This window comes from Terriglobus albidus (assembly GCF_008000815.1).
GTDB classification, from domain to species: Bacteria; Acidobacteriota; Terriglobia; order Terriglobales; family Acidobacteriaceae; genus Terriglobus; species Terriglobus albidus_A.
The window spans coordinates 743,638-756,328 of sequence record NZ_CP042806.1; the positions used below are offsets into that span (position 1 = coordinate 743,638).

The following is a 12,691-nucleotide window of genomic DNA, read 5'->3' on the forward strand; positions in this document are numbered from 1 at the left end:
AAACCTTGCCTACCCATCTATCAGGGTGTAGATTGTCTACATCATTGATGTAGGCGGTCTACACCCTATGGCGACAAAGACGAAATATCAGAACCGGATCGAGCTTCTGCAGGGCACGTTGGACATGTTGATCCTGAAGACGCTTCAGTGGGGCGAACAGCATGGCTATGGAATCAGTCAGGCGATCCGTGTGAGCTCCGGTGAGGTTCTTCAGGTGGAGACCGGCTCGCTTTACCCGGCGCTGCACCGGCTGGAGAATCAGGGCTGGGTCGAAGCCGAGTGGCGAAAGAGCGAGAGCAATCAACGCGCGAAGTATTACCGCATTACGAAGCTGGGTAAGGAACAACTGGCTTCCGACTACGAACGCTGGGGGAAGATGGTTGCCACCATCGAGGCAATCATGACCGCGAAGTGAGGTAGTACATGAGACTATTTCGATTCTTACGGCGTAAATCCGATCTGACGGAAGAGCTGGAAAGCCATCTGAAGATGGCGATCGCGGAGCGGGTGGCACGCGGGCAGTCACCGGAAGAGGCACGCAGATCGGCACTTCATGAGTTCGGCAACGTGCCGATGATTGCGGATGTGACCCGAAACCAGTGGGGATGGTTGCGCCTGGAGCAGTGGCTTCAGGACGTCCGCTATGCGCTGCGGCAGCTACGTAAAGAGCCCGGCTTCACGCTCACCGTTGTCATCACCCTCGCGCTAGGCATTGGTGCGAATACTGCCATCTTCACGCTGGTGCAGGGCATCCTGTTGCGCTCGCTGCCGGTGAATGAACCTTCGCGCCTCTATCGCATCGGCGACAAGAACGATTGCTGTTACTACAACAACTATCAAAACGATAACGGCGACTTTGACATCTTCTCCTACGATCTCTATCTCCACCTTAAGCAGGCGGCGCCGGAGTTCGAGCAGTTGGCGGCGGTCGAGGCGGGAGGCAACGGATTCAGTGTGCGCAAAGGCGCTGAGCCGGCCCGCCCAATGCGAAGCGAATATGTCTCGGGGAACTACTTCGCCACCCTCGGTGTAGGCGCGTATGTCGGACGTGTCCTCAGCGAAAACGACGACACACCCGGAGCCGCACCCACACTGGTGCTGAGCTACAAGACCTGGCAGGCCGACTTCGCCGGGGACCCAGGCATCGTCGGCTCCACCCTTTATGTGCAGACGCATCCCTTTGTTGTGGCGGGCATCGCGCCGCCGGGATTCTTTGGCGACCGCATCATCTCCAACCCGCCCGACTTCTGGATGCCCCTTGCCAGTGAGCCCGTGCTTGAAGGGGCTAACTCCGCACTGAAGGGCACCGATGAGCTCTGGCTCTACCCTCTGGGCAGAGTGCACCCCGCCGCTAACATACAGGCTTTGCAGGCGAAGTTGTCCGTGGCCTTGCAGCAATGGCTCGCCACCCGTCCAACGTACGCCGATCACGGTGGCGCGGCGCTGATTCCGCGGCAGCATGTCGTCCTCGCACCCGCCGGCGGCGGTATTCAAAGACTGCAGCAGCAGACGGGCACAGGTCTGCGCCTGATGATGATCCTTTCTACGGTGGTCCTTCTCATCGCCTGCGCCAATATCGCCAACCTGCTCTTAGCTCGCTGCACCGCACGCCGCGCGGATGTAGCGGTGCGCATCGCTCTGGGAGCGTCGCGGTTCAGAGTCATACGCGAGATTCTCACCGAAAGTGTCCTGCTGAGCCTGATGGGCGGTGCGGCAGGCTTGGCCGTTGCCTATGCCGGCTCGTACGCGATGCTGATGCTTGCTTTTCCGGCCGCCAAAAACATGCCTGTTCAGGCACTTCCCTCAACGGCGGTCCTGGCGTTTACGTTTGTCGTGTCAGTGCTTACCGGCATTGTTTTTGGAACGGTGCCCGCATGGTTGGCGTCGTATGCACAGCCTGTCGATGCTCTTCGTGGAGTGAATCGATCAACCGCAGACCGCTCGTCCCTGCCGCAACGCATTCTGATCGTCTTTCAAGTGGCCCTGTCGATGGTTCTGCTGGCAGGCGCATTGCTGATGACGAAATCGCTCCACAACCTGGAGCACCAGAACTTCGGCATCACCACCGCCAACCGTTATGTCGTCTCCACTGATCCAAAGGGAGTGGGCTATACCGTCGATCGTCTTCCTGCGCTCTACCAGCAGATTGAAGATCGATTCGCAGCGCTGCCGGGAATGGCCAACGTCAGCCTCGTCCGGTATATCCCTCTCGGCGGTAATATGTGGGGCTCCTGCGTTATCCCTCAAGGTCACGCTGCGCCTGGCCCGAAGGACCCATGTTTTGCGGCCTGGGACCGTGCCAGCACTCGCTTTCTCGATTCGATCGGGGTGCCAATTGTGCGTGGCCGCAATTTCTCCACGCAGGATACTGCCACCTCGCAGCAGGTCGTCCTGGTGAATCAGGCCTTCGCCAGGCACTTCTTCCCTAACCAGGACCCAATCGGCAAGCACTTCGGTGTGGGTTCGATCCAGTACTCGGGCGCCTTTGAAATTGCAGGAGTCTTTGCGGACTTCAAGATGACCGATCCGCGAGGCGAGGTGCGGCCGCTCTTCTTCCGCCCGTTGTCTCAGCAGTTCCACGGATACAAAGAGTCCGATGTTGATGCAGCGGAAAAGAGCTCCATGTATCTCAACTTCATCATTCTCGATTTCGCGCAGGCGCCGGCGGATGTCGAGACTCTGACGCGCAGAACACTCGCGGACATCGATCCCAGTCTGCCCGTGATGCACTTCAGCCCCTATGATGCGGAGGTTGCAGGCAACTTCAACCAGGACAGACTATTGGCGCGACTCACCAGCGGGTTCGGAGCCCTGGCACTCATCCTGGCTTCGGTGGGGCTGTATGGAGTGATGTCCTATTTCGTTGTCAGGCGGACAAGCGAGATCGGCATCCGCATGGCGCTCGGTGCGGCGCGCTCCGGTGTGGTGGCTATGATGTTGCGCGGCGCGCTTTGGCAGATTCTCGTTGGCCTGGCGATAGGCATACCCGCAGCGCTGATCGCCGGCCACTTTATGGCGAGCCTTCTCTACGGAGTGAAGCCATATGATCCGCTGGCGTTCTTCGGCGCGATCGTGCTGCTGACCATCTGCGCCGTCGTGGCTGGATTCATTCCCTCGCGCCGGGCAGCGTCGATTGACCCAATGAAGGCCCTCAGGGCTGATTGAGGGAGTGAAAAGCCGCAGGAAGAGTACAAAGCAAAGGCCGCCCATCACGGGCGGCAGGCTAGAGTGTGTCGATAGATTCCAAATAACCCATGCACCCGGTGCATGGGTTATCTCGAATTTGTCGATACAGCTAGCTATCACTGTAAGTTGTTATCTTCGCCCTGGCCGCCGGAGCCGAAGCCATGACCTCTTCCATGACCTTCCGGCTCGTACACTGAACCATTAAGGTCGGCGTCGGTGAATCCGAAGACATAGAACTGATTTGGATTAGAGCCGGAGACAATGCCATAGTCCTGGAGGAAGTCGTTGTCATTGGCAACCCAGAGCGTGTGCAGCGTTTTGCCATGCTGCTTCACGTCAGGACCGAAGGCGATGCCCTCGATTTTCGCAGGCACCTGGTCGGGCGTGACATTGTTGTTGCCCAGCACCTTCACGATATCCAGGAAGAGCGTCTTCGATACAGCGACCGTTGCAGCGGTGTTTCCGTCCATGCCAGTGATATCGGCCGCGTTCGTCAGGTCGATCTTGAAAAGCTGCTTGACCTTAGCCTTGCTGCCGTCGCCGAGTCCTTTGCCGTCACGTTCATCGACGAGGAATTCATGATTGTTGAGCGCAACAATATCGCTGACACCGCTGCCGGTGGTGAGCAGATATCCGAACTCATGCACCGTCTTGCCGGAGGGAATATCGATTACGGCGATGCGCAGCAGGCTGGCGCCAGGACCACCCGCGGCAGTGTCCTCTATCGTCGCCGTCTGCAGCATGCCGACCAGGGTCTTACCATCTGGTGTGAGAGCCAGGCCCTCCATTCCCTTGTTCGGGACACGGCCGCTTGCGTTCGCGGACATCTCGCTGTTGGTGGTCGTGTTGGGATGCGCGACATCAAATCCCTTCGGCAGCTCAAAGGTGCGGATACGCTCGCCTGTGCGACGTACGAACTGGTAGACATAAGGACCGTACTCGTCGGAGATGAAGTACGTCAGGCCATCATTCGAGACCCGAATCGACTCCGGATCCAGACGGGCGTCGTGCACGTCACCGGAGCTACGGCTCGGGTCGAAGTTATCGGAGCGTCCTGAGAAGTAGTGTTTGAAGAAGCTGTTGACCTGGGGAGCGCCGGTAGGGACGTTGTAGGCTGTGCCATCACCATAGACAAGCGGGGACAGGCTCCAGAGCAATGTGGTCTCTTCAAGCTGCGGCGTGACGGTAAACGGCAGGCCCGCGCCATGGTTCTTCTCCAGATTCATGCGGATGGTGTGTACCCGGGGGATATAAGACGCGGTATCGTCGATGAGCGAGTTGTAGGGAATGGCATTCGGCCCGCGGTCCGGCAGTGCAAGAAAGGTATCGCCTGAGAGATAGGCGATGCCCGATCCCATGCCACCCAGGAGATTCGCAGGTGCTCCATTTTCCAGGGTGTAGTTCAGTCCGGACAGGTCTTTGTAAAGACCGGCGCGAGAGGTTGTCAGTTTCCCATTCGCAATCAGACTGACTTGCGCCTTCGCCGGTAGCAGTACGCTGCTGCACACCAACGCCATCGACACGTGTAGGAATGCTTTCTTCATTGGGGGAAGTCTCCTGAATATCCGCGAACCGCAGCGGTGTAGCGGATGCTAAAGAGGCCTTCCGGCGGGCAGCATCAACACAGGATGAATTCGGTTCTGCCAGAGGTCACCAGAGACCTGCCATGGGGCGCAATGGTGGTCGTATCGGGTCGCCTGTGTCAGGGGAAAAGGAGACTCGATTCCCTCAGGCAACCGCGGTTATTCACTTAGTTTGAGGTTCACCCAAATTTCTTTTACCTGTCATTTGACAGTTGTCAAGGTCATGCGACCGCCTCTGCTGACTACGGTAGATAGCACGGAGAGTCTAAGACTGGTTACCTGGTACCTAGGAGAAGAAATACGCTTTTTCCCTTACAAAACCAAATTTGAATCAAGGGGGAAGCGGTTTTTTACGGTCGGATACTCTCCCAACTGGCAGTAAGGTAACCCGGAAAGAATAACCAAAGAGTTCGTGGGAAAACTCTTTGTTTCTTGTCATTTACCCTACATATCCGCCAGCATCACTAGACCGTTCGACAAAGAACGGGAGCTGTAGTGGAGAGGGGTAGTATGCAGTTCCTCGGACAATACACATTAGAACGTAACCCACTGAGCCTCACAAGAGGCCTGGTTGTTGTAAATGCGACGAAACGGCAGCTACAAGCGCTGTCAGTCCTGCTGGATGCCCAAGGTGAAGTTGTTAGCCGCGAAGACCTGCTCAACAAGGTCTGGTTCGATGCGGCGGTTGAAGATCACAATATCACTCAGACCATTTTTATGCTGCGGCGTCTTCTTGGCCGCTTGCCGAATGGAGCGGACTATATCGAAACCATCCCCAAGCGCGGATACCGTATCTCTCGTGCCGCGCTGCAACCTGTATGGGCCGACGATACATCGCTGACTCTGCTTCCCTTGGAAAAGAAGAAGCCGATGCGAGCGAAGGTCGCCGATGCGTTTCGAGGCATCTTTCATTTACATCGACATGTCCATGCCAGCTAAAGGATCTGGTTCGGCGCCTTTGAGGACGTAGTTCATCAGGCAGAACCGTGACGAGCCGCTTCCGGCGCGAATCGAAGCGCTCGTCACCTTCTGACCGGCTTATCGGTCTCTCAACTTCGCTACAGCCTTTTTCGTGGCCGATCGGCTTGCCAACAGCGAAATGATGGCGGTGCCGATAGGAGTTCCGAGGCCGGTGCAGGCATCCCAGCCGGTGGCAGCCTGGTAGTTGCCGTTGTTTCCGTTGGTGATATCCCGAAAGGCCTTGGATCCTGCTGCCGCGTAGAGCTTCGATTGAAGCAGGCCGGCGGCGTTCTTGTTCTGGCTATTACTCAGGGCGATGAGACCCGCCCATAGCGGAGCGACAGCGCTGGTTCCCCCAATCACCATCGTCTGACCGTCAACCCGTACCCGGTAGCCGGTGGTGGGATCGGCATCACCGGCAACGTCGGGAACACCCCGTCCCGGCTGTGTAGCGGTGATCGATGATTGCCATGTGGGTTGCGGGAAGGCGGTGCTGATGCCGCCGCCGGTAGCGCCTTCATTGCTGGCGGTTTCGTTCCACACCACCTCGCTGCTGATGCTATTGCCGGTGGCCGTGAGCCGCGTGCCTCCGCAGGCGAGAACATTGGGACTGCTCGCGGGAAAGTCCACGTGGTTTGCTCCATCGCCCACGCCGTCATCAGAGCCATTGTCGCCGGCAGCGGCGGTGACGGTAATGCCGAGCGCTGCTGCTGCCTTGCAGGCCTGATCGAGCGCGTTGCGGGCCTGTGCTGTCCATGACGATTCGGGGCCGCCCCAGCTTATCGAAATAACTGTTGGCTTGTTCCTGGTGTCATGCGTGGCAGTCGTGATGGCATCAAGAAAACCCTGATCGGTATTGGGAGCGAAGTAGACGGCGATCTTTGCCCCTGGAGCCACTGCCGCCGCAACTTCAATATCGAGCATCACTTCACCGTCGGCTCCGCTTGCGTCCCCAGGTGAGTTTTTGCCGCCATCGACAGAGACGGCGGTGACGGTGGGCTTCGCGATACCGAGAGATTTGAAGTAGGCGGTCAGATCGGCAGTGCGGAAACCACCCCCCAGCTCGATGAGAGCGATGGTCTGGCCGCTGGCTTTGGCGCCCTGGGGAAACTGGTAAAGCTGTGCGATCTGGGGTGGAGTAAAGGACGTCGAAGCAGCGCGAGGACTTACGATCCGAAAGTGAGGCTTCGCCTGGGGACGGTTATCGAGGCCGAGAACAGCCTGTACGTACGGCAGAAGCGATGCGGGAAGATGGATCGCTCCTTCGCGTACGCGATAACTGACATCGCCGGCGGCCTGCTCATGCAGGGTTACGCCGAATGCCTTCTCCATGCTGGCGACCGTGCCGGTCAGGACAACAGTGCAGCGTGCGGGTTCGGACTTGGCGGTGAGACCAAAAGCCTTGGCGAACGCTGTCACAGCTTTCACGCCTGCAGGGTCGGAGCTGTGGGCGGCTTTGAACTGAGCGCGGGTGAGGTGCTTGCCTGCAACCGCGGAGCTGGGGATGGGCTTACTGCAATGGAGAATGACGGAGACGCTGATGCGCTTGCGCGAGCTGGTAGCGGTGCGGGCTGTGGCTGCGGCGAATGAGGGCTTCTCGCTGCCAGGAAGCGGCGCCCGCGGTTCTGTCTGATAGTCGGCTCTGGTGTTTTGGTTTGCGCGAGGCATGATTGACTCCTGCGCGTTGGATGCACAAGTCACGGCACGTGTCGGTCGTTCTCATGAACAATGCGTGACGTGACTTGTAGCTGATGATAGTTGCGATAGGTGGCGAGGAAGGACCAGACGGTCTTGTGGAACGTTCCGGCGCCCTGGGTGACCTGCAGGTTGATTGTGGACGGCAGCCAGAAAGTCTCACCATTGAGTGCGACCGGTGCGTAGTCGACGGTGATGACCCGCTGACCCACAACAGCCGATTGATAGAAATATCCCGGTTGGATGACGTGACGCGGGGTACGGATCTCCAGGTGTGTGATCTCCATCGAGGTGGGATCAATGATGGCGACCCCGGTACTCTTCTCCGAGAGAAGACATTTGGCAGAGTCCTGGGAGGTGAGAACAGTAGCGAAGCGGGCGGTGTAAGGATCCATTGGCCGGTTCTTCTTGGCTCGCTGCAAGGTGTAGTTGATGCAGGCTGCCTGGTTGACAGAGACGACGGCGAGGCCGCCTTCAAACGCTCCATCAAGCAACGTGGGACTCTCTGTATTCTGTTTGCGGGCCGCTTTCCCGTTCGCACTCTTGATCTCGCGCGATTCGATAAGAGATGTCGTGCCATCGGGATTGGGAGTTCGCTTCAGGCGAAAGATGGCCTCAGTTACGGTGTTCTGGTCTGGAAGACCAGGCTCCACCTTCGAGATGACCTCCTCATCACAGAAAAGGCTGGGGAGCCGAGTGTCGTAGCGGTTCAGATTTGCTTCCAGCCGCTGCAGTATCTCTCCCAGGGTGGCCGCCTTCTGCACCTGGGCCGGTAGCAAGGGTGACATTGCAAGCGACGCAGTAAGCACAACGGTCGTAGAGGATGTTCTTAATTTATCCCGCAATTCGCACCTCCTTCGTCTCATCGATAGTCAGAGGTCAATATGTGCGATGTGTCGAGCTTATTGACGGTTGGTGGCGGCAGAAGGTCAACCCAGCTCGTGACGATCTATTTGGAGCACCGCAAACGATACGCCAGAAGTTGTTGCGCCCCTCGCAATCATTTCGCGCCGCAGGTGCGAATGTCTTGCTTAAGGGGACGGCTTCAGCCGTCCCACATCATGCCTGTTAAGAAAGCGGCTTCAGCCGCTGAGGTCCAGCTACATCGTGGAGCATGCTGTGGCGCCCCTAGCATTTTTCCTGTAGGTATAGGGCTTCCGTATCTATGGGCGTTTTCCGCAATGAAAACGCCGCTGCACATCCTTTCCGGGATACCCAGCAACAGAGAAAATGCCCTAATCAGCACCTGTAAGCTTCAACCAGCGTCCTCTTTCGAAATACCAAACGATGGATGCTTTCTCAAGAAACTCATCCTCAATTCCCTGGTGGTCGATCGCAGGCGGTTTCGGTCCTCCGTATGCGCGATAGTGCTCGAGTATGAAATCCTGGCCAACGGGCTGAATGGCACGCACGAATATCTGTCGTCCCTGAAAATCTGTTTCAAGATAATTGCGATCTGCCCGCGTTGCGAGACTAGCCGGTGCTCGATTCTCACCCTTCCTGTACACGAGGATGCTTGAAACACCTCGGACGGAGCAAAGCACAGCCAAATCCATCTGCCCTGGTCTTGCAAACTCTCCTCGGATGACGTTATTGGGTTTGCCATTATCTCCGGACTGAGGGATAAGACATCCTCGCTGCTTGAGGTCAGCGGAAACTCCCGCAGGCAACTCGCGAAATGCTGATGGAGAGAGATAGACACCTTGTTGCTTCGGGCCGCCGGATCTCTGGCCGTAAGTTAGAGCAGAACAAAAAAGAACAACTGTCGCCAACAAGGAGATATGCATAGCTTTGTTCGCCAACTCAGTCATAGCTGATCATTATCAAATTCGATTTGAGTTTTTACCAGGGAATATAGAGGTATTCCGAACCCACCCTAGCGTCTCAGAAGCTCTGGTTGCAAATGTTGTCATCCTGAACGTAGTGAAGGACCTGCTTTTCAATGCTTCGGACGGCAAAAGCTCTTCATGATCTAGCCACGAACTTTGGGGACAAGACACTAGCAACCAGGAACCAGCAACTAGCAACTAGTTCACAACTGTGCCCGATACCGCTCGATTGCCAACAGCACCAGTTGCGACCGTGTCCTCACACCGGTCTTCGAAAACAACTGTTGCAGCGTCGCCTTCACTGCACTCTCTGAGATGTTCAGCTCCGCGGCGATCTCTTTGTTGGCTAGCCCCTGCAGCAGGTAACGAAGTGTCGTGCGCTCCCTGTCTGTAAATCGCGGAGCATCCTGCGGTGTGTTCGCGGCGACGATAGTTTGCAGATACTGCTGATCGATCAGCACGCGTCCCTGCGAGACCTCGAAGATCGCGCGCTGCAATGACTCCGGCGAATCCTGCTTATGAAAGATTCCCGAGATGCCCAGGCGGATCAGTGTCAGCGCATCGTTATCCGGAAGCCCGGCAGTCACCAGCAGCACCCGGCCTTCGAACTTCTCGCGTTGCAGCGCCCGCATGAACTCCAGCGCCGTCTGACTGCCGAGGTCGTAGTCCAGGATCAGCACATCCGGCTTCGCCGCGATGATCTGCGGCAGTGCCGTCGATGGCGTGCCGCTGTGCCCCGTAATCTCAAACCGGTTGTCGCTCTCTAACAGACGCAGCAGGCCCTCACGGAAGAGCGCATGATCATCCAGAACAAACAGACGGACTGTCTTCGTACCCGTGCTCGAACTCGTATCTGTACTGCTCACTACGCCTCTACCTCCACCACATTGTGTTCGATGCTGCCTGAAGCGGCAAAGCGCAGAGTCAGCTCGAAGGTTGCGCCTGCCGCCGTCGGTACATGATGCAACTCGCCGCCGAAGCTCTTCACTATCGCACGCGCCACATACAGGCCTAGGCCTGTGCCGTTAGTCGAGGCCGTGCGGAAAGGCTGAAACAGCCCAGAAGGATCGGCAATGGCCGGCCCGTTGTTCGTGATCCGCAGTACCGCACGTCCATTGCGGTCCAGCGCATGGATCGTCAGCCGCGGCTCATCGGTCTCTTCGGCGGCGCGCAACGCATTCTGCGAGAGATTCAGCAGCACCTGCAGCAGTCCATCGCGTTCGGCCTGCACCAGGGGGAAACTCGCCGGTACATGCCACTCCAGTTGGCCGCCGATCTCCTCCCAGTCCTGCCCGATAATCACACGCAGCTCATCTGCCAGCGACGACAATTGCACCGGTGGATGCTGCATCCGGGCCTGGTTCCGCAGATCGAATGAGGCCATGTTGCTTAACCCGGAGACCAGGTTTCTCAACGCCTCAAAGTCTGGATCCCTCGAGAGATGCCCATGCCGCTCCAGGTTCGATGAGACCACGGCAATTGCCGAACACAGGTTGCGGATCTCATGCGATACCGCGCCTGCCAACACACGGTTATGCTGCGTCAACTGCTCGAAGTGCGCATGCTCGCGCTCGCGGACATCGTTGGATGTATCGACCAGGATTGCCGCCAGCCTCCGCTGCTCTCCATCGCCATAGATTGAGAACCACGCACTTGCTGGAAAGTGGGTTCCATCCGCGCGGCTTGCCCAGGTGCTTGTGCTGGTCCGGATGCGTCCCAAGTCCGCGGGCAGCCGCAGGGCATCATCGAAGAAGGTTACAAAGTCGCGGATCGGCCGCTGCAGCAGCGACTGCTCGTCACGCAGCTCGAACATCGTATGCGCCGCCCTGTTTGCCGCAAGTATGCGTCCATCGGCGGCGACTGTCAGGATCGCAGCCGGCGAGCTTTCGGCCATCAGCCGCAGTTGTTCCTCTGCCCTGCGTCGCAGCTTCTGCTCAAACCGCACGCGCGCGTAGTGCAGCAACACCACCCGTCGTGAGTCATTGATCTGGTAGATCAACAGACCGCAACCGGTGTATGCAAGCGTCGCCATGGCGAAACGCAGCAGGTGCTCGAGCTGGGTCTCATCGGCAGTAAACAGGCCGCGTGTGTAGGCGCAGAAGACGGACGCTACCACAATCTGCCATCGTGTCAGGACGGTGGAGGCAACCACTACCGGAAAGATATAGAGGATCCCCAGCGAGAAGTCGAAGTCGTAGATCCACTCCAGCAGCGCCAGCACCGCAACCATCGCTACCGCCAACGTCAGCATGTGTTTCCGGCTCGACGCGAAACGACGTACCCGGTTATTGATCCGGATACGGCGGCGTCTGCGGCGTGCGGCGGCGGTAGGCATCTCCTTTATTAGACGCCACCGTATCGCTCGATGCATCTCGCTTTATCCAAAAGATAGCCTTGCTACCCATCCTCCGGCAGCGGCAAAAGACCCATGGAACGATAGGCCGGGATAGCCCACGATCTCACGTCCAATCGAATGCAAAGAGAGAGGAACCGCATCCTTCCATGATTGTTCGTGACCGACTTCCGCTGAAACGTATCTGGCCGCAGGCCTGGCGCCGCCTGCTCATCCTTCTGTTCTTCGACTGCACCGTCGCCGTAATCTATACCGTCTTCAAGCACCATTGGATCTCGTTGAACGGCCTGCCCGTTGCGCCCCTTGCTTCGGCGTTGACCATCTTTCTCGCCTTCCGTACGAACGCAGCCTATGGCCGCTGGTGGGAAGCGCGCTCCCTCTGGGGACAGCTGGTCAACTACTCGCGCGCCCTCGCGCGGCAGTTCCTCACCATGCTCGATGACGAGCTTGAGCCCAAGGACCGCATCCCGCTGAGCAAACAACTTGTACTGCACCAGATCGCCTTTCCGCATGTACTGCGTTGCCATCTGCGGAAACAGACGCCCTTTTCTGAGATCCAGTCCATTCTCGGCAAAGACATTGCGGATGAGATGCGCCGGTACAAGAACGTTCCCGCCGCGCTGCTCGTCCGTATGGGCGGCCTCTTGAAGCAGGCTCGTAACGAAGGCATGCTCGACAGCTTCCGCTGGGCTGCCATTGACGAGAATCTCACCGTGCTCGCCAACATCCAGGGAGCCTGCGAGCGTATCAAGAACACGCCTCTGCCGCGCCAGTTCGACTATCTGCCGCGCATTCTGGTCGATGCTTTCTGCTGGCTGCTCCCGCTCGCGCTGGTCCAGGATCTTGGGCTGATGACGCCCATCGCCAGCACGCTCATCAGCTTCACTTTCATCGCCGCGGACCTGATGAGCCGCGAGATCTCCAACCCGTTCGACAACACCATCCATGACACGCCTATGACTGCGCTCTCCCGCACCATTGAGCTCAACCTGCGTGAAGAGATGGGCGACGAAGGTCTTCCTCGCGAGTTCCGCAAACAGCTCGCCGAGCTACAGCCCGTCGACGGATTTGTCTTCTAAAAAGGA

The 12,691-nt window shown here is 57.9% G+C and carries 10 protein-coding genes; 4 read left to right on the forward strand and 6 right to left on the reverse strand.

The window, feature by feature from the left end; all coding sequences use genetic code 11:
* Nucleotides 1-67 precede the first annotated feature (67 nt).
* Both FTW19_RS03110 and FTW19_RS03115 read left to right on the forward strand, forming a co-directional pair.
* Complete coding sequence (locus FTW19_RS03110) at nt 68-415, forward strand: PadR family transcriptional regulator (RefSeq protein WP_147646281.1); 348 nt, start codon at nt 68-70, stop codon at nt 413-415.
* A gap of 8 nt (nt 416-423) precedes the next feature.
* The gene (locus tag FTW19_RS03115) at nt 424-3,165 is read left to right on the forward strand and encodes an ABC transporter permease (protein ID WP_147646282.1); all 2,742 of its coding nucleotides are present in this window, start codon (nt 424-426) and stop codon (nt 3,163-3,165) included.
* Between the two features lie 137 nt (nt 3,166-3,302).
* Here FTW19_RS03115 and FTW19_RS03120 read toward each other — a convergent pair whose 3' ends face one another.
* Entirely contained in the window at nt 3,303-4,730 is a 1,428-nt protein-coding gene (locus FTW19_RS03120) for an esterase-like activity of phytase family protein (protein ID WP_147646283.1), read from the reverse strand.
* 549 nt (nt 4,731-5,279) lie between these two features.
* Here FTW19_RS03120 and FTW19_RS03125 point away from each other — a divergent pair.
* Nucleotides 5,280-5,708, forward strand: coding sequence for a winged helix-turn-helix domain-containing protein (locus FTW19_RS03125; RefSeq protein WP_147646284.1), 429 nt, complete (start codon nt 5,280-5,282; stop codon nt 5,706-5,708).
* A 99-nt stretch (nt 5,709-5,807) separates the two neighbouring features.
* On the opposite strand, the gene FTW19_RS03130 is transcribed toward FTW19_RS03125, so the two are convergent.
* The 5 genes from FTW19_RS03130 to FTW19_RS03150 form a co-directional block, all read right to left on the reverse strand.
* Nucleotides 5,808-7,397, reverse strand: a complete 1,590-nt coding sequence (locus FTW19_RS03130) for a S53 family peptidase (protein WP_147646285.1) — start codon at nt 7,395-7,397, stop codon at nt 5,808-5,810.
* 29 nt (nt 7,398-7,426) lie between these two features.
* Nucleotides 7,427-8,269, reverse strand: coding sequence for a hypothetical protein (locus FTW19_RS03135; RefSeq protein ID WP_187143225.1), 843 nt, complete (start codon nt 8,267-8,269; stop codon nt 7,427-7,429).
* A 390-nt stretch (nt 8,270-8,659) separates the two neighbouring features.
* Nucleotides 8,660-9,235 (reverse strand): hypothetical protein, encoded by a 576-nt coding sequence (locus tag FTW19_RS03140; RefSeq protein ID WP_147646287.1) that lies wholly within the window; start codon nt 9,233-9,235, stop codon nt 8,660-8,662.
* A gap of 221 nt (nt 9,236-9,456) precedes the next feature.
* Entirely contained in the window at nt 9,457-10,119 is a 663-nt protein-coding gene (locus tag FTW19_RS03145) for a response regulator transcription factor (RefSeq protein ID WP_147646288.1), read from the reverse strand.
* Nucleotides 10,119-11,588: an ATP-binding protein gene (locus FTW19_RS03150; protein WP_187143227.1), complete on the reverse strand. Its 1,470-nt coding sequence runs from the start codon at nt 11,586-11,588 to the stop codon at nt 10,119-10,121. The genes FTW19_RS03145 and FTW19_RS03150 overlap by 1 nt, the downstream gene beginning before the upstream one ends.
* A gap of 167 nt (nt 11,589-11,755) precedes the next feature.
* Here FTW19_RS03150 and FTW19_RS03155 point away from each other — a divergent pair, with 167 nt between their 5' ends.
* A complete protein-coding gene (locus FTW19_RS03155) occupies nt 11,756-12,685 on the forward strand; it encodes a bestrophin family protein (protein ID WP_147646290.1) in 930 nt (309 codons plus the stop codon).
* The last annotated feature ends 6 nt before the right edge of the window (nt 12,686-12,691 follow it).